This is a genomic window from Paraburkholderia yinzeri, from assembly GCF_046581065.1.
Classification (GTDB): domain Bacteria; phylum Pseudomonadota; class Gammaproteobacteria; order Burkholderiales; family Burkholderiaceae; genus Paraburkholderia.
The window spans coordinates 1,114,865-1,133,547 of record NZ_JBFOCJ010000001.1; the positions used below are offsets into that span (position 1 = coordinate 1,114,865).

The following is an 18,683-nucleotide window of genomic DNA, read 5'->3' on the forward strand; positions in this document are numbered from 1 at the left end:
ACAATCAACGCAGCATTACCGAAGTACTCTCGCGGGGTCCTTTGCTGCAGTTCTTATGAATAAAAGGTGTCGTATGACGTTGAATGAAATTCCCCCGGTTCTTAGTGTGAAGCAATTTTGTTCAATCATAGCTAAGTCGAAGTCGTGGGCTTATGCGGAGTGGAAACGTGAGGGCAGTGACCTCCCAAAGCCATTCAAGATTGGCAACGCGACACGCATCTTGGGTGAAGCGACGGCCAATTATCTAGCCAAAAAATCCAGTGCCGAAAAGGAGTAGGCGAAGGATGGCGATATGGCTCCAATAATGGATTGAGGTTTGGCCATGTAATTCCGGATCAACAGTCAAACGAAGAGGCCATTCGGTGGAAAAGTGACCGCTACCCCGATAGAGGGCGTTTGTTGCGAGAGGTCGAATGCAACTGTCATGCAGTTCGCGAAAGTAGGCGCTATGGATCGAGTTCGCATCGTAATGACTGTAGTGTGATGCAACTGGCTGGGTCGGTCAAAGCAACGGGGGAGCGGGGCTAGTAGGTAAGCTTTGCTGCCAACGTGAGGTTCGTAGCGAGAGATACGTGGTTGGCAATCTTCCTATCTATAAATTTAGGATTGCATATGAAATTAGTTGAGAGAGGGAAGCTCATGATGAAGAGACAGGGTATGAAATCCGAAAAGAGAACACCGGACGTGGTTGGCGCACTTCAAGCGATCCGCTTGAAGAAGTCGCGCGAGCAGATCAAGTCCGCGCGCTTGCATCCGTTCGTTCCGGTGATCGATGAGGCTTTGGCGCATGGCTGGAAATGGTCGCCGATTGTCACGTTGATTCGCGAAAGCGGGGGCCCGTGCTTAACGAAGCGTGAGGCTGAGCTGTTGTACGCGGAGCTCAAAGAGCAAGTCGTCAGGAACGGTTCTGGGAATGACTACGACAAACCGATTGACCAACCTGCAAATTCGATGCCTAAGAGCGGGAATGAAGAGGTCGTTGCATGATGAACGCCACGGTCCACAACGGTGGCAGGGGCTTCGTTCCCTCGCAAAATCGCATCTGCGTGTCGCGGGAGGTGAGCCATCTGCCGACAGGCTATTATCCGCCGAAGGTCCAGCGAGCCATCAGTGCGTTGACCCCTGGCATGTATCGCGCGGCTCATGAGTGCCATGCGATCCATGGCGCGGGGTACGGTGCCACCCTCGCCAACATCCTCGGCAAAGTCTCTTTTGCCGTTGCGGGCAATTTCCGTATTCGTGATCGCAACGGCCATTCGATGCCGCTCGGCTTGCATATCTTGTTCGCTGGTGCGCGGTTGAGTGGCAAGTCGAAGGCACATGACCGCTTCAATGCGCCTGTCGAGGAGGCGATGAAAGGCTGGAGAAAGCGTTGGCTGTTCGACAACGTGACGCTTCCCGCTCTGTTGCGCAAGATTCGCGGCGGTAGCATCTGGTCGATGCTCAGTATGCCGGAGGGGCGTGGTTATCTCGGGAGCCAGCTTGGCCGTTCATTCCATGACTTGAGCGACCTGTATGACAGCAACATACCGTCGTTTGATCGTGCCGACGACGGGGACGACATCGCCGAGCATGTCCCGGACAGCACAATTTTTGTCACGTGCATCAATGTGCAGGATGACGCGCATCGTGCTTGGCTCGACAAGCATGCGCAGGATGCAATCGCTTCGGGTTATCTGTTCCGCCTGCTGATGATGGAGACCGACGAGTTGTCTCATGAGGGCGCGGGGGCCACGCAATCGGAATCGGCTTTGCTCGACTACGATCAGCGCATCGTGGAATTGATCACGGGCGCGAGCATCAAGCTCAACACGATGTCAGTAAGCCAGTTACCGCTTATCGAGGTCAGTTCGGAGGCGGAGCAGATACTGCGGCGTGCCCAAGAACACTTCCAGTACATGGCAAGCGCCGCTTTGGACGAGAGAGACGAGATCGTCTTTGCCGTACGCTTGGCCACAAATGCTCGTCGGATTGCTGGCTGCATGCACGTGTTCGAGCGTTACGAAGGCACTGTCTCGTTCGACACGATGGATCGCGCCGTGACGATCGCCGAATTCTTCGGGGCTCAGTGGCTTACGGCGGTATTTCCGCCAAAGCCGATACCTGAGGTGGCACAACGCGCTCAACGCCTGCTGGACTATCTTTACGACCGCCAGTACAGATGGCGAGAGGTGAGTTGGCGGAAATCCGACATCGAGGAACTGGCGCCCAACTTCGGTTGGAACAGGGCCGAAATGAAAGAGGCCATCACGTCGATCTGCGGTGAGGGGTTGGCCCACGTCATCCCGCGAACCGAAAACGGGCGACGCGTCGTCAAGTTAGAACTGGACTCCTATCCTTTCGCACCTCGGTCAGCCTGTCGGGGCAAACTGTCCCACATCGGCTGATCGCACGAGTGGCTCTTCCGTTCACCTCACGGTGGATGGACGAGTAGCTTGCGAGACTATGCCGACCCGGATCGCACTATACAGAGCAGCGCAATGACGCCACCAGAATATATCCCTCCCATTCTTCCCTGGAACAACGTGGGACTAGCCACGCATGTCGATCGCCATCTGGCATTTCGTATTGATCCGGACACGATTCTGGACGGCCCCGAAATGTCTCGGGCGCTAAGGCTTGAGCAATTCGTCTGCCTCGCGCTTGAAGCCACTACCGCCCCCTTTCATGCTGGTTCTGACCCCCGCAAGTTCGTTTACACGCAGAATCAGTTCGACAGCGCGGCCCGAAAGCTGGCAGCCATGCTTCCATTCCTCATGGCCGATATAACGATACTCAATCCGTCAGGCCCGTACGCAAATCAATTCCTGTTTGCCCCGCATCTGCGACTACTGGGGGAGGTATTTTTCAGCAGCGACATCTCCGGCTACCGGGGAGACGCAAAATGCCAAAGTGTTGAGTACTTGGATTCCTCGATTGCGGAAAGTTACAACGACTTCGTTGCCAGTTTTCGGCAGATCATGCATGCCCGAAAGCTACTGCGGCGCGAGCTTCACAACTGGAGCTTGGGGAGTTGCGAGAACGTGGCGAACCTGAACACCTACCTTCAGGATTTCTTCTCCCAGCATGATAGCGTGACGGTGCTTCATCTCCGTCTGTCGCACGTCAAGGCGACGGCCGGTTGGGTCGCAGTACCGATGGACGATCAACGGCGCGATCTCGAATTGCTCCGTAAATCCCGCGCGCTCTTTTTTGATCGCCTGAGACGCAAGCCAGCCCTCTTTACCGCCGCACCGGGGTACGTCTGGGCGATCATCCCGACAGTTGACGGCTGCTATGAGTTACACCTTACGTTGTTGTTCAGCAGTGCTGCCTTGCAGAAGGTGCTTGATGACATAGACAGTGAAGCGGCCCAGAGGGGTGGGGCCAGTGAGGATCACGCGGATCTGATCGGAGCGTACTGGGTTCGGATAGCGACTGACGGGCGGGGAACCTATCGTCGCGGAGACTGGATTGGCCGACTGTACGACCCCAGGCAGTGGGTGCATGGTGACGTTCGCGCCGATGACGTTTGCGGGCGTGAAAAGCTCCGGGAAACGCTCGGCTACTTCGCTTGCCGACGAGCGCTGGTGCGTCTCGAAAACGAACCCGCAGGGGAGTATTTTGGCATCCCGGAGCGCAAGACCCGAGGCGCACGACGGTCGGTCAGGGGGCGTGTTGGCTGCACTGAATGATCGTGTAGCCACATGGGCGTGTAGCCCAAAAACGGCATCCAAAACACTTAACCTATTGATTTTGCTAAGCTAATGATCTTCCGGTTTGGGGTGGGGGCCACCCCCACGTTTTCCGGGAGCAGATGTGAACGTCCGGTCAGGCGAGTGCTTTATCGTGCAAAATTTCACAGAAGATTCACGAGAAAGCGCACGGACTTCATCAAAATTTTTTTCACTAATTTTTTGAAATTCCCGCAGAATCTCGTTTTCCAAAACGTGTACGACAACACATACGGACTTCGATTGCAATTTTCGTCGAACCATTCGTGGCGCGAAGCCGAATAGAGGATTCGGTTGCCTGCTTTCGAATTGTGGAGCATGAATTCTACATGTTCTTGAGATCATGCCGTGTTCAGGAAGCTCATCGCCAGCGCAGACGTGCAGTGGTTCTTAATTGCGTGCGTATCTATGTATATGACAGAAGCGAACGATAGGTAAGTCCTCTTCACGCCAGTGGGGTGAGTCGATGCGTTGATCATGTTTTCTGGGCTGTATCCAATTTTGCTTCATATGGAATGCGAAATAATGAAGGATTGTTATATGAAAAATACAGAGCAATTTATAGCAGTAAACAAGAGGGTGAATGATGGATGAGAATGATAGATCCATCTTCGATGAAATCGGACATCGATCAATCTGCAAAAAAAAACGTCTCCAGCTTACTAACGTTGCTTGCTGCGTAACGCTCCAGCTACTTTGATGACTCGAAGCATAGGAGGCAGACTGTTCACCACTGTCGCTATGCTCTGCGACGACATTACGAAGCAATCATGCACCAGATCACGGAAGACCAGGGAGAACTGGAGACCATCGCTCGCCTTGACGAACGCATAAACGTTGAAGAAGGAAATGTCAGAGAAAGGAGAGCGACGATCATCCACAAGGGCTATGGCTCACAATATCTTCTCGGTATCGAAAAGTTCGTAAAGGACATCGAGAAACGTTGGAAGGGAGGCTTTGTTGATGAAACAACACGTTACGCTCAGGTTAGCAAGATTCGCGAGCTATACCTTGGCAAGAAGTACTACCGTCGCATGAACGAATGGCTGAAGCGATACTCCGACATGTACCGCTACTCGACACGCGTCGAAGTCTTCTACGATGCCTGCAAGGAATTGAGACTACTCAGTCCAGATCCGTTCTGTCTCGGAGAGCCGGGTGACACGTGCGGTGCAGATGGCATGCGTTGTATGGACCTGTTCAATGCGCTGATTGATCGGGTTCGTGAGCGTTGTCAGTCGCGCGAGTTCACGGAGCGTGAGCGTCTGAGACTGGTGAACGCCGAAAAAAATAAGCAGAGCGTGCTGGTGTTGGAGGAGGCGATGTTCTCGAAGGAGACAGGAAGATCTCGCTGGCTGGTGCTCTCGCTGACGTTGCGCTACAAGCCGAAATTCCGTTGCGGGACTACATACGAGACAGTCCAGCAGCACCGCGACCGCTTCTTCGCTGCACGGCGCTTCAATCGGCTGATGTCAGGTATTAGGAACTATGTATGGGCAATCGAGCAGGGGGAAGACACGGGATTGCACCTGCACGTGATTCTCTTCTATTCGGCGGAGCACAACCGCGACGAGTTCATCGCGAAGCAGATCGGTGAATATTGGGTTGATGCCATCACGGAAGGCAAGGGCGAATACTGGAACAGCAACGCCGAGCGGCTCAAGCGGAAGTATAAGGAGCGTGGTCACGGCGTTGGTGTCGGACAGATCAACTGGAACGATACCGAGAGGCGGGAGGCCTTACGAAGGAATCTCGTGTACCTCGCCAAGGCGGAGCAGTACCTCATGATCAAGTGCGCGGAGCGCGTTCGCACGTTCGGCATGGGAAAGGCGCCGGAGAAGGTGAAGGCTGGTCGTCCTCGTGTTGATGTCGACGCGAATAACGCCACTGAAAATTTGATCGACGGCGAGTCGTCTGATGGAGCGGATGGGAATGTGGTGTCGCCTGATGAAGATTGGACCGATTGAATCGAGCCATAACGGGCACGGTGTCAGTGACCGGACCTGCGGCACTCGCCGTGTCTGGCGCGACGTGTTGATGTCAGGTTATCCGAAGCCGCCGCTGCTGATAACTGTATAACGACCTTCTTCGAATATACGCGTAGACTTTTTGATGACGCGTCAATACCGGTCCGTCGTATCATCCGGAATTCATCCAACGCCAGGAGTCTTGAGCCGATGATCCTGATTTCCCGTACTTCCCTACGTCGCTGGTCTGCGATGGCGACAATCGCCATCGTTGCAGCGACATCGGCGCTACCCGCGCAAGCCCAACACGATCGACGTGGTGGTGGCGGTTACGGCCGACCCGAGTATCGCGGTGGCGGGTATCACGGCGGCGGCGGGTATCACGGCGGCGGCGGGTATCACGGCGGTGGCGGGTATGGTGGTGGCGACCTGGTCGGTGGCCTGGTTGTGGGCGCGCTCCTTGGCGCTGTCGCTGGCGCGGCCATTTCGAACGCGACGCAGGCACCGCCAGCCGATGTCTATTCCGCGCCCCCGCCCCCACCGCCCCCGGGCGCCTACTACTATCCAAACAGTTACCCAGCCGGTTACTAAAATACGTGCCATGGCGCGGCACCAACACATGGAACGTCAGAGCGACGCACAGTTGTTGCCTGCAGCCCATCTATCAGCGAGCATCCAGCCATGAAAAAATTGGTCCGTAAGACTGTTGTTCCCACCTTGTTCGTCCTTGCCTTCTGCACCACTTCCGCGTGGGCGCAAACGACGGCGGCAAGTAGTCCGGTCGCCGCATCTTCCGCTGTTGCACATCAAGCGCAGAAGCATGGCGACTTCGTGGAGCAACGGATTGACCAACTCCATTCCGAATTGAAGATCACCGCCCAGCAGTCGCAGCAGTGGGATGCGTATGCACAGGTCATGCGCGACAACGCTCATAGCACCGACGCTGCAATACGGGATCGTGCTCAAAAACTGGAGTCGTTGAGTGCCGACGACGCGATGAAGTCTTATGCATCGCTGGCTCAGTTGCATGCCGACAACATGCAGAAGCTCGCGACCGCATTCAGTGCGCTCTACGCCTCGCTGTCCAACGATCAGAAGGCGGTTGCCGACAAGTTGTTCCGCAACCAGCATGGGCGCCCGCACATAAAACATTCCTGGCACAAGCCGGCTGCATCTTCTGGCGCAGCTTCGGCTCCGGTCCCGGCATCGAACTGACCGTTCGCCGTAGGGTTCTCAGTCGGGGGCGAAGCCTTATCACGCCAGCGGATTGCCCAATTCGCGCAGCATCCGCATCCCGATTGCGGAAAAGGCCATCGACATCCCGCCAGTTCCTGTCGATCCCTGGACCATAGAGCAGTTCCCGACGCCTGCCGCTTCATCAATCCGCGCGTATTCCTGCCGACGCTCGTGCTGGACGACGGCACGGTGCTCGGCGAAACGCCCGTCATCATGATGTGCTACCTCGCCACTGGCGGTAGCCGGCCACCTGCCGGCTATTTGACCCGAAAAGCTGAAGGGCTCTTCCGGGTCGTCTCACACCTGTTGCATTAAGCGTGCGCCCGAAGCGATCGTTGTACTTGGTCGTGGGGCATAGCACGGCCGGAACCGGTCAGTCGACACCAAGGGCCAGATTGCCAACAATCGAAATCCTGTATCGTTTAAGGCTCTTGAGTTTTGGGCGCGCTCCCAGCACGCACACAAACCCGTCGATTTCACTTGCACCTGACGCTACGTCAGCTTCTATGGTTGACACCAACGACTGGGAACGCAATGCGACTAAAGATCGGCGAACTGGCGAAGAAGGTGGGATTGAGTGTCCGGGCCCTGCACCACTACGATTCAATCGGGCTACTGTCGCCGTCGCAGCGCACCGACGGGGGGGCGCGCCTATATGGGCGGGACGATCTCATCCGGCTGCATCGTATTGAGGCCCTGAAACGGTTCGGGTATTCGCTGCCGGACATCAAGGCCAGCCTCGATGCTCGACCGGCCGACGTTCCGCGACAGCTTCTGCAGCGTCAGATCACGGAGCTCAACGCGCAGGCACTGCGTGCGCAGCGTCTCAGTCGTCACTTGCAATACATCGTTGACGTGACCGCCGCCGGTAGCGAGATAGCGGCGACCGACTGGCTGAATGCTCTGGAGTTGATGAACATGTACCAAAAGCACCTTGATGACGACGAACTCGATACGCTGCTGGCATCCGGGCCGGATACTGTGCCACCGACGGATCCGTCGTGGACCGGGCTCATTGACGAGGTTCGCGTTGCTGTGCAGCAGGCACTGCCGACCGAAAGTGATGCCGCTCAGGCACTGGCCTGGCGCTGGATCAGGCTCGTGATCCGAATGACCCGCAACGACCCGGCGCTCGCTACCAAGCTGATGGCGATGCAACTCGGTGAACCACGCGCCCGGCAAATCGTCGGCATTACGATGGAGATGCTGGAATGGATCGACGAAGCATTCACGCACGCGCGCTGCGTACTGTTCGCCAAGTACCTCAATCCAGAGCAGGCCGACGAGGTGCGGCGTCGCCAGTTCGCCACCGCGAAAAGTCAAGCATGGCCGGCGCTGGTAGTCGCACTGAGGGCACAGATGGAAGCGGGCGTCGACGCCGGGGCAGCACCGGTTCAGGAGATCGTCAAGCGCTGGCAGCAACTATTTCTCGACAGCTTTTGCGGAGACGACGCAGTCCTGGAAGCGCGCGTGCGCGATGCCTTGATGCGCGAGCCGGATCTGCAACTGGGCATCGGCCTCGACGATTCGCTGTTGGCCTATCTGCACAAGGCGCATATTGTCGGTCATGACATGACACCGCTCAACGCCGGCCCCAAGCCGAGCGCGTTGATGGTGGCGACGCAGCGGGCCGCGCATCAACTCCTTGATCGGCCGTTGGTACTTGACGATCCTGTTGCTCTAACGGTCCTCGGCGCAGCCGAGGCACAGACACTGCGTGACAACATCGACAGGTTCCGCCATCCGACCTCGGTGGGGATGCGTAGCTCGGTGATCGTACGCAGCCGGCTTGCCGACGATGTGTGGGGCGAGGCTGTCGAACGCGGCATTCGCCAGTATGTGGTTCTCGGGGCGGGGCTCGATACCAGCGCGTACCGGCATCCCGATGCGGCAGCTCGTATCTTCGAGGTTGACCTGCTGCCAATGCAAGAGTGGAAGCGGGCCCGCCTGAGCGAGGCAGACATCGTGGTGCCGCCGTCGTTGCATTTTGTGCCAGTTGACTTCGAGGGCGTCGGTCTGGCAGAGGAGTTGGCGCGTGCCGGTTTCGATGCTAATGCGCCGGCCATTTTCAGTTGGCTCGGCGTGACGATGTATCTCGATGAGGCCGCGGTCATTGAGACGTTACGCTTCATCGCCAGTTGCGCCAAAGGCAGCGCGGTCCTGTTCGAATACGCGATGCCGCTTTCGAGTTTGCCACCGATCATGCGTATGGCGATGGAGCAGTTGACGGCGCAATTCGCCGAGCGCGGTGAACCATGGAAGACCTTCTTTGAGCCGACCGTCCTGGCCGAGACGTTGACTGAATTGGGTTTCAGCCATAGCAACACATGGACTCCGGACGCGTTGAACCAGCGTTATCTCGAAAATCGAACCGACGGATTGCATATCGGTGCGACACCTACGCGTCTGGTTCTGGCAACGGTCTGAAAGTGCTTTCCGGGTGGGGCTATTCATAGCCAGATCGAGGTAAGCCTGGCTTGCGCTTCGACCACATGCTGATCTCCAGCGTCTCCTTCGGGGAACATTGAAGGACCGGTATGGGTCGCCCCTGTCCAACCTCGTCGGGCAGTGGCCGGCCAGTTTCGGCCGTTCGCCCGTACGAGCAGGATCGTCAACAATTGGTCATGACCTACGGCGTTCCACTCGGCAAGAAGCGATGCTGCTTCAGCACGTCGGGCCTCAGCTCACAGGCGATCAAATACTCATGTCCGAATCTGGCCAGAGTCACGCGCTGGTTTCCGCTAAAGTTTGAGCATGAACCTCGACCCTGACACCTGCTACCAGACATTGCTTTCGCGAGATCGCCGCTTTGATGGCTGGTTCTTCGTCGGTGTCACATCGACCGGAATTTACTGTCGACCGGTTTGTCCCGTCCGGACCCCAAAGCAGCGGAACTGTAGATTTTTCCCTAACATGGCAGCGGCCGAGAAAGCTGGGTTTCGCCCCTGTCTGCGCTGCCGCCCGGAGTTGGCACCCGGAAACGGACTACTTGATGCGTCGGCCCGACTAGCGCAGGCGGCCGCGACACTCATCGAAGAGGGTTTTCTGAACACGGCAAGTCTCGCAGAGCTTGCGGCGCGCATTGGCGTTACCGACCGGCACCTCCGGCGGATTTTCGTTGCCGAATACGGCGTATCGATGATCGAATTCGCTCAGACGCAAAGGTTGCTGCTGGCAAAGCGCCTCCTGACTGAAACGCGTTTGCCAGTCACCATAGTGGCATTGACAGCAGGGTTCGGCAGCGTCCGGAGGTTGAATGACCTGTTCCTGAAACAATATGGTTTGAATCCACTTCGGTTCCGGAAGGAGATCGACTCTCATCCGCAGGAAACCATCACCTTTTCGCTCGGATACAGACCGCCTTTTTCCTGGTCAGGCGTGCTTGCATTTCTCGCGCACCGGCAAATCGCCGGTGTTGAGCACATTGGCGACGACTCCTATACCAGAGTCATCGAGCTAAAGCGGGGCACCCAGAACATAGCGGGATGGATCGGCGTAACGCATGCACCACACCGGTATGCGATCGACGTTAAGGTCTCCATCTCCCTGACGCCAGTCATCGCACCCGTTATCGGCCGAGTCCGACGGATGTTCGACCTTTCCGCCCGCCCTGACCTGATCGATATGCATCTGGGCGACCTGGCCGCCGAGTTACCGGGTATGCGGGTTCCTGGCACCTTTGATGGTTTCGAGGTTGCGGCCCGTGCGATTGTCGGACAGCAAATCTCCGTTTCAAATGCGCGAGCGATCTTATCGCGGATAGCTGACCGTTTTGGGACGAAGCTCGCTGGCCCCTTCGACTTGTCGACGACGTTTCCTTCGGCAACGGTGTTCGCCGACATCCCGGCCACAGCACTTCAGGAGGCAGGCATCACACGCATCCGGGCAGAAACAATCATTGCCCTCGCGAGGGAAGTATCCACCGGTCGGATTGTTTTGGAACCGTTGGCACCTCTGGACGAGACGCTCGCCGCGCTAAGGAGTATCCGGGGAATTGGCGAATGGACGGTCCAGTACATCGCTATGCGCGCGCTGGCATGGCCCAATGCATTCCCCGACAGCGATGCCGTGCTGAAGAAGCAACTAGGCTATTCGAGCGCACCAGCACTTAACCAACACGCCCAACGATGGCAGCCGTGGCGAGCCTATGCAACGTTGCACGTTTGGCGTCGCCACCAAGCGCAACGCGAATAGCCCCGGTCTGTCGAGCTTAGGCGCGTAGAGCGACGTTGTCTCGGATTTTCCGGGTGGAGTGATTTTTAACGTCCCCGATCCCCATCGCGACCAAGCATTGTCGCGCGGGTCGCTCGTGCACCCGCCACTCCCAGCCTTGCAAAAGTGAGGGACGCAAGCGCCTATTACTATTCAAACACTGGATCAACATACTCAATGAACGTAATCGAACTGTTCGCGCTTGCTGCTATCTGGGGTGCATCGTTTCTTTTCATGCGTGTGGCGGCACCGGTACTCGGACCGATCCCTTTAATCGCGCTGCGCGTCACAATCGCAGCAGCCATTCTGGCGCCAGTGCTTCGATCAGCAACAGCACGTAGCCAGTTTAGATCCAAAGCGTGGCCTTTGATTGTCGTAGGCGTAACTAACTCGGCCGTACCGTTTTGTCTGCTCGCATATTCGACTCTCTACGTGAACGCGGGAGTTGATTCGATCTTAAACGCGACGACGCCACTCTGGGCTGCGCTAATTGCGGTCGCTAGTTTCGGAGGATCAATGCGACCTGGGCAAGCTGTCGGGTTGATGCTTGGGCTTGGGGGCGTCGTGATTCTGGCGAGCAATCGTCAATAGTGGTGTACGGGCGGGACGGCATGATCAGGCGGCCAGCGCTTGAGGAGCCGGTGTGCTTTCAATCACCGGGTTTCCGTCTTTGAACGGAACGCCCTTCAGAAGCTGATCAATTTTCTCGGCGCTGCGAATCTTCCTCCAGGTCTGCCCGGCCGCTTCAATCAGCTTGAACGCCATCGCCAGGAAGGTCGCGCGCGACAGACAGTTGCGCGTGCGGCTCGTGCGATGGCGTACCGTCGCAAACGTCGATTCGATCGGATTCGTGGTCCGCACATGCTGCCAGTGCTCCGCAGGGACATCGTAGAACGTGAGCAGTGCGTCTCGATCCTTCGTGAGCTTCTCGACAGCCTTCGGGTACTTGGCCGCGTACACGTCGACGAACTGATTGAACGCAACAATCGCATCGGCGCGCGTCGCGGCATTCCAGATCTCTGCGAGCGCCGCCTTGGCCTTGCCGTGCTGCGATTTGGGCATCGCGTTGAGGATATTTCCGACCTTATGAAACCAGCAGCGCTGATGTCGCGTTTGCGGGAACACCTCATCGAGTGCCGCCCATAGTCCCATCGCGCCGTCACCAACCGCGAGCAGTGGCGGCGCCTGCAGGCCGCGCGCTTTCAGATCGAGCAGCAGTTCAATCCACGACTGTTTCGACTCGCGGTAACCGTCGCTGAGCGCAACGCGCTCCTTGCCGCCGTCCGGTTTCACGCCGATGATCACGAGCAGGCACTGCCCGTCCGAATCCTCTGTGCGGGCTTGAGTATGGATGCCGTCGGCCCACCAGTAGACCCAGCGCGAGGCGGACAGGTCGCGCTTGTTCCACTTCTCGTACTCTTCTGACCATGCGGCCTTCAGGCGGCTCACGACGCTCGCTGACAGCCCTTTAGCCTGCTCGCCGAGCAGCTCGGACAGTGCGTCGCCCATGTCGCCGGTTGAGACGCCTCGCAGGTACAGCCACGGCAGCGACGATGACACGCGCGGCGACTTGCGCACATAGGGCGGCACGATCGTCGAATTGAACTTGATGCCGGAGCTCGAGCGGTCGCGAACCTTCGGTACCTTGACCGGCACCGGGCCTACCGCCGTGACGATCTCGCGCTCTGGCAGGTAGCCGTTGCGCACGACCGCGCGCCGGCCGTCCATCGTCTTCACATTCGAATATTGCTCGAGCATCGCCGCCAGTTCCGCCTCGATTGCCTGCTGGATGATCCGCCGCGCCCCTTGCTGGATCAGATCGTCCAGGCCGGGTGCGCCCTCAAATTGCGGTTCTGCTGTTTGACTGCTGCTCGTTTCCTGCGTATGTTTCGCCATGGTGGTGGAGTTCGATTGAGGAAGTGTTACCGTGGAAAGCAACATTCTCCATCAATCGCCACCGCCTTCTCCTGCCTCCTCCCTACGCCGCATACACCACTTCCGACGATAACTCGATTCTGGCTTGGGGCACCCTCATCGGCGGTGCCAGCAATCTCCCGCTCGCAATCGGTGCTGCGCTGCTCGCGACTCTGTTCTACGGGTTTGCGGTCAACTATTCCAAACGTCATCTGGCGGGCGTGGATCCGTTCGTTGTCGCTTTTGGCAGTCAACTGTTTGCCTCAACCTTGCTGATCCCACTCGCGCTGTTCTTCTGGCCGAAGCACGGCGTCGCGCCGTCGACCTGGGCATGCGTCGCAGCACTCGGCGTGGTGTGTACGGGCTTTGCGTACGTGTTGTTTTTCAGGCTCGTTGAGCGCGTCGGTGCCACATACGCTGCGTCTGTCACATTTCTTATCCCTGTCTTTGGAATGATTTGGGGCGCAGCTTTCCTAAGGGAGGCGATCACATTGGTGATGATCGCTGGATGCGCGATCGTGCTCTTTGGAACGGCTTTAGCGAGCGGAAAGCTAGGGTGGATACTGGCCCGCAAAGCCTGACCGTCCGCTCTGGAGAGCGGCGTAGGGCCGCTGTGGGTCGGTTTGGTGCGTTCGCCGTCGGCCCGGATTTGGCTACCAACGGCCGGTCGCAAACGCTTTCATGTGGATGTTCAGATGTCAGTTCCGCCCCAGACAGCGGACCTTCTTGCCTGAAAGGCGTGGGCAGGAAACTCAAGGTTTTAATCAGGTAGCCGATAACCAGCTACCCAATCTAGTTTTCCAGGATCGGGAGATTACACATATCACATCGATCAAAGCGCGCCCATGTGCCAAATCGCTCCCCTGTATCCGAATGTCACGGAACGTTCGCTTCGACTGGCCAGTCTCCTCTTCCCTATTCTGGTCGAATGCGCGAAGCAAGGAAAGCTCATCAGCTATGGCGTTCTAATTGAACGAGCTCGGGCGATATACCCCGACAACAGCGAAATTCGGCGTGCCATCCCGCGGTCGTCGGGCAGAATTCTTGACGTGATCCGTACGTTTTGCCTGCGCCGTGGCGTTCCGGATCTTGCCAGTATCGTAGTTCAGCGGGGAACGACCGTGCCCGGTCCAAACTACGTGGGGCTTGCTCAGGCAAGCGAGCTTCAGAAAGAGGCGTTCGCCTTCAATTGGGAAGTCGATGTCGTTGTATTCGAAGCGGAAGTGGTCGAGGCCATACGTATCAGCAAGCGAACGCCGCTTTCGGAAGTTGCGGCTCGAGACGTGCTCTTCGCCTACTTCAAGGAAAACGAGGCACGACTTCCCGCCTCTATTCGTAACCACAGGGAGAAAATTCTGGCGCTCCTCATGGAGGGTTTTGACGCGCAAGAAGCATTCGAAATGGCGTTGGCATAGTCGTTCCCGTCGAACGAAGGCTTTATCCGATATTGCCTCCCTTCAACTGAGGGACGTGCAATTGAACCACCGAGGCGTATCTACGGGAACGCACGGACTATTGAATAGAACGTGCCGATGTCGACGTGCATTGAAAAAGGATTTGGAGAAACACACAAATGGCAGGCCAATTCGAAAAGCCGATCTCGATTCGTCAGGCGCTACGGAACATTGATGATCGAACATTCTTGCTACCAGCGATTCAGCGCAATTTCGTCTGGTCGACGCAGCAGATTTGCGTCCTGTTCGACTCGCTGATGCGAGGATACCCGATCAGCACCTTCATGATGTGGGACGTCACAAGCACGGCGATCAAGAACCATTACCGCTTTTACGATTTTTTGACTCACTACTGCCAGCGATTCAAGGAATCTAATGATCATGTTCCCACTCATGGGGATTTCAAAGATTTCAAGGCGGTGATCGATGGCCAGCAACGGTTGACATCGATCTATATCGGATTGAAGGGCACGTATGCCTATAAGCGCCCTCGCGTCTGGTGGCCCAACACACGAAACGATGAGATATTGCCACCGCGACGCCTGTTCCTGAACTTGACGAAGGGCTTGGAGGGACAGGAAAACGAGTCGATGACACAGTACGACTTCCGCTTCCTGGCTGAGAGCCAGGTTGAACAGTACGCGGAAGACCCTTCTTCTCACTGGTTCGAAGTGGGTCAAGTGTTAAGACTGCCGGAAGTGGCTTCGTTGGACCAGATTCGACCCAAAGTGGTGTTGCCTTATCTCAGGCAGCACTCCCTGGCGGACAACGAGTATGCGCGCAATACATTAACCCGCCTGTACTACGTCATTCGGCATCAAGAGGTGATCCACTACTACAACGAGGAAAGCCAGGACATCGATCACGTCCTGGACGTGTTCATCCGGACAAATAGCGGGGGCACGCCGCTTGCTTTCTCAGATCTGCTCATGTCGATCGCGATCGCCAATTGGGAGGGCGACGCTCGCACGGATATCGATGATCTCGTGGTCGAAGTACGGCAAAGTTCGGCTATGAACTTCTCGATAGGCCGCGACTGGGTGCTGAAAACGTGTCTCATGCTGACTGAGGCCGACGTGAAGTTCAAAGTCAAGAACTTTGACACCAACCAGGTCAGCAAGATTCAGGAGCAGTGGAAAGGGATCAGGGCGTGCGTGATCGAAACGTTCAAACTGCTTCGCCGCTTCGGGCTTAACGACCAGTCTTTGAGAGCCAAAAACGCGGTTATCCCATTGGCCTACTATCTCTACCGCCAGTCTTATGCCGGCGAGCCGCTCTATTTGAGCATCAACAACCTCAATCACCTTCGTGACGAGCGGGCGGACCTGTCGCGCTGGCTCAATATGGCTCTTCTGCGCGGGGTGTTCGGCGGACAGGCGGATGGCGTGCTGACACGAATGAGGAATGTCGTCACGTCCAACAGGTCCAAGGGCGCCTTCCCGTTGAAGGAAATCATCGACGCCTTCAAAACCACCAACAAGGATTTGCGTTTCGACGAGGATTACCTGAAAAGTCTGCTGGATATTCAGTACGGGGATCCGCGTTGTCGCCTGGTGTTGAATCTCCTTTTCCCTGAAGTCAACGAACATCTGCTTCTGGACATCGATCACCTGCATCCGGCAAGCGCTTTTGACAAGGCGGCGCTCGCATCGGCATCGTTTCTCCAGGACGCGCCCGATCGCCTTAATTTCTACAGTGACCCTGTCAACTGGAACTCGATCGCGAACTTGCATCTTCTGCATACATCGCAGAACCGGTCGAAGCAGGATATGGCGCTGGTCGACTGGATGGCAGAGCCCCATACTGGCTTCAAAGCTGCAGACCTGCTGCTCACCGGAGAAGACAGCTTGTGCTTCGCAGATTTCGAAGCCTTCTGTTGCAAGAGGCGTGAGGCATTGCTTCGACGCTTGCGCGACAACGTCGAAGTCACCACGTCACTGCTGGTACCCCAGGAAGTGCTAGACGAGGAAGAGGAAATGGCCACGTCCGCCGCGTAAGGGGCGATAACGGGCGCGACATGTTTCCTTCGTCGTTCGCGGCGGAATAACGGCGCACCGAATCCAGGATCCATAAAATTTCGGTACCGAACGGACGTTGAAATCGTGCGTAGCGAGCGTCCGATGGGGATCGTCTCCGGCGAATGTGCCCGCTCCTCACACCAAAGCCGTCATTTGATCGGCTCATCGCGAACTACCGCTCCGGGTCGGAATGCGTCAGTAGCATGAAGTGCACACCTGATCAACCGATGTCGTGGATTACGCGCGCGGGCCCGTTGTACACGACCCGAAGTGACGGCGCGGCGGCACCCGCGTCTCGCAGCGGTTTCCCGGTATGATCGGCAGGTACGCTGAGACATTCATCGAGGGACAACGCGCATGACCCAATCGATTCGTAGAGGCGGCCGTGACGTCCGCCGGGCAACGCGGCGCGCTTTTGCGATCGCGACGGCGCTGGCTGGCAGCGTGGCGCCTTCGTTGGCCCAAGCCCAGACGCCGGTGCCCGACGTTCTGCAGCCCGCCGGCGCGACGCACGTGGTGGCCTCGCTAGAGGCATCGGGCGTGCAGATCTACGTGTGCAGGCGCGACGCCGCGAATCAACTGGCGTGGACCTTCCAGGCGCCGCAAGCCGATCTCTACGACGCCTCCGGCCAGCTCGTCGTCAGGCACAGCGCGGGACCGTCGTGGGAAGCGCCGGACGGCAGCCGGATCACCGGCAAGCTGCTGCAGCACGCCGCCAATCCCGACGACGGCGCGGCGATCCCAATGCTGCTCCTCTCATCCACCAATGCGGGCGGTCTGGGTCTCCTGAGCACGGTGCGCTACGTGCAGCGGCTTGCCACGCACGGCGGCGCGGCTCCCGCGCAAGCCTGTGTGCGCGAGGGCGAGGAAGGGCGGAGCCCCTATCTAGCGGAGTACGTGTTCCTCGAATGACCGTGGTGCGAGCGCACGTGTACCGTGTGGCCGCGCCACGGCACGTGTGCTGCTGGCGCAGTCGTCGTCCTGAAAGCCGAATCGTACGCGGCGCTGTTCGATTGATAGTCCACATTGAGGTGCACTGAGGGAGTGCACTGAATCTATCTTGGGTCGGAGCGTCGGTAGCCGGCCAGTTACTGTCGGTCGCTGATGTCGCCTTTCGGGCAGTACTACTTTTAAGCTACGATCTTCGTCCGATTTAATGTTAGCGTCCGCAAGGAGGACCAATGACGACTTTGAGCTTCGCCAACCGAGATATGCTTTATTCGCTATCGTGGTACATGTCCGCAAGACAGACTGCGCTGCGCGCCGCGCTCTCGTTCCGCACCCAACTCTCCGTCACTGATCAGATGGACATGAGAGTTCATTACTCCGGCTACTTTTTGAATCTTCTGGCAGCGACCGAACTCTTCCGTGAAACGACTACGCTGCAGCCAAACACTTTTGAAACGCAGTTGTATTCGCGCTTAGTATTTGATGGATTTCAGGACGGTGAGGCGAACTACTCCTACATTCGTGAGCTGCGCAATGCAGTCGTTCACCGCGGGCTGAATATCACGTCTGCTGCGCACATTGACGGTAACTTCCCGATGGTCCTTGCGGAGCCGAAAGTTCAAAACCAGAGTCGGAAAAAGACATTCGTCGCATTTGACAAATATTTGCTACATGTCATCGAAAAGTGCGAATCGGTGGTTGGTTCGGTGATGCTTGATTGCTTGAACGCCGCAGGAATTTTTGAAGCCACCATCGATGCAGAGGCTACCGCTGCCGAGTACCGCGACGCCATTGAGCAGTCCCACGCCATGCCGGACTTCGCTAAGGCAATGGCACTAGCAACGGAATTCAAGCCAGAATGGGCTGCGGCCGCCCACAGCTCTGCAATGACGAAGCTGCGCGAAGCGTTGGCACCGTGCAATGCCACCAAGCCCTCGGTGTCCTAGAACCATTGAGCGCTCGAAAAAACGGGTTTCGGCGGGTCGGAGAGATCTCCGCCGCGGCCTGTGCAGGATGTCTGCTTCCGGGCGGCGAGATTCGTAGCCTGAATGCCGCAAACGGGTCGGTTACAGAAGTTCGATGGCTAAATCGAGCGAGTCATTCTTCGCCACCAGGGTCGCGACTACCGAATTGCGAACCCCGGCGGACGCAATGTGCGCGCTGATCTTCGCAAGGGGAGCCAGAACGATCTTCAGACAAGAACACAAACCAGGTATTGTC

The 18,683-nt window shown here is 57.3% G+C and carries 13 protein-coding genes and 1 pseudogene; 13 read left to right on the top strand and 1 reads right to left on the bottom strand.

The window, feature by feature from the left end; genetic code table 11:
• Positions 1 to 657 precede the first annotated feature (657 nt).
• The 8 genes and pseudogenes from WJ542_RS05450 to WJ542_RS05485 form a co-directional block, all read left to right on the top strand.
• Complete coding sequence (locus WJ542_RS05450; RefSeq protein ID WP_411188326.1) at positions 658 to 987, top strand: hypothetical protein; 330 nt, start codon at positions 658 to 660, stop codon at positions 985 to 987.
• On the top strand, positions 984 to 2,387 hold the full coding sequence (locus WJ542_RS05455; RefSeq protein WP_411188327.1) for a DUF3987 domain-containing protein: 1,404 nt from the start codon (positions 984 to 986) through the stop codon (positions 2,385 to 2,387). The genes WJ542_RS05450 and WJ542_RS05455 overlap by 4 nt, the downstream gene beginning before the upstream one ends.
• 93 nt (positions 2,388 to 2,480) lie before the next feature.
• Positions 2,481 to 3,674: a hypothetical protein gene (locus WJ542_RS05460; RefSeq protein WP_411188328.1), complete on the top strand. Its 1,194-nt coding sequence runs from the start codon at positions 2,481 to 2,483 to the stop codon at positions 3,672 to 3,674.
• Between the two features lie 809 nt (positions 3,675 to 4,483).
• Complete coding sequence (locus WJ542_RS05465) at positions 4,484 to 5,680, top strand: YagK/YfjJ domain-containing protein (RefSeq protein WP_411188329.1); 1,197 nt, start codon at positions 4,484 to 4,486, stop codon at positions 5,678 to 5,680.
• A gap of 681 nt (positions 5,681 to 6,361) precedes the next feature.
• Positions 6,362 to 6,895 (top strand): Spy/CpxP family protein refolding chaperone, encoded by a 534-nt coding sequence (locus WJ542_RS05470; protein WP_411188330.1) that lies wholly within the window; start codon positions 6,362 to 6,364, stop codon positions 6,893 to 6,895.
• 555 nt (positions 6,896 to 7,450) lie between these two features.
• Entirely contained in the window at positions 7,451 to 9,343 is a 1,893-nt protein-coding gene (locus tag WJ542_RS05475) for an SAM-dependent methyltransferase (protein ID WP_411188331.1), read from the top strand.
• A gap of 327 nt (positions 9,344 to 9,670) precedes the next feature.
• A complete protein-coding gene (locus WJ542_RS05480) occupies positions 9,671 to 11,110 on the top strand; it encodes an AlkA N-terminal domain-containing protein (RefSeq protein ID WP_411188332.1) in 1,440 nt (479 codons plus the stop codon).
• 195 nt (positions 11,111 to 11,305) lie between these two features.
• Positions 11,306 to 11,710: pseudogene (locus tag WJ542_RS05485) on the top strand (EamA family transporter); the annotation flags it as partial.
• 33 nt (positions 11,711 to 11,743) lie between these two features.
• Here the strand turns inward: WJ542_RS05485 and WJ542_RS05490 are convergent.
• Complete coding sequence (locus WJ542_RS05490; RefSeq protein ID WP_411188333.1) at positions 11,744 to 13,024, bottom strand: IS256 family transposase; 1,281 nt, start codon at positions 13,022 to 13,024, stop codon at positions 11,744 to 11,746.
• 23 nt (positions 13,025 to 13,047) lie between these two features.
• Here WJ542_RS05490 and WJ542_RS05495 point away from each other — a divergent pair, with 23 nt between their 5' ends.
• From WJ542_RS05495 to WJ542_RS05515, 5 genes are all read left to right on the top strand, one after another.
• The gene (locus tag WJ542_RS05495) at positions 13,048 to 13,623 is read left to right on the top strand and encodes a DMT family transporter (RefSeq protein ID WP_411188334.1); all 576 of its coding nucleotides are present in this window, start codon (positions 13,048 to 13,050) and stop codon (positions 13,621 to 13,623) included.
• Between the two features lie 264 nt (positions 13,624 to 13,887).
• Positions 13,888 to 14,457 (top strand): hypothetical protein, encoded by a 570-nt coding sequence (locus tag WJ542_RS05500; RefSeq protein WP_411188335.1) that lies wholly within the window; start codon positions 13,888 to 13,890, stop codon positions 14,455 to 14,457.
• 158 nt (positions 14,458 to 14,615) lie between these two features.
• Complete coding sequence (locus tag WJ542_RS05505; RefSeq protein ID WP_411188336.1) at positions 14,616 to 16,493, top strand: DUF262 domain-containing protein; 1,878 nt, start codon at positions 14,616 to 14,618, stop codon at positions 16,491 to 16,493.
• Between the two features lie 378 nt (positions 16,494 to 16,871).
• Positions 16,872 to 17,426 (top strand): DUF3455 domain-containing protein, encoded by a 555-nt coding sequence (locus tag WJ542_RS05510; RefSeq protein WP_411188337.1) that lies wholly within the window; start codon positions 16,872 to 16,874, stop codon positions 17,424 to 17,426.
• A gap of 269 nt (positions 17,427 to 17,695) precedes the next feature.
• Entirely contained in the window at positions 17,696 to 18,409 is a 714-nt protein-coding gene (locus WJ542_RS05515) for a hypothetical protein (protein ID WP_411188338.1), read from the top strand.
• Positions 18,410 to 18,683: the final 274 nt, after the last annotated feature.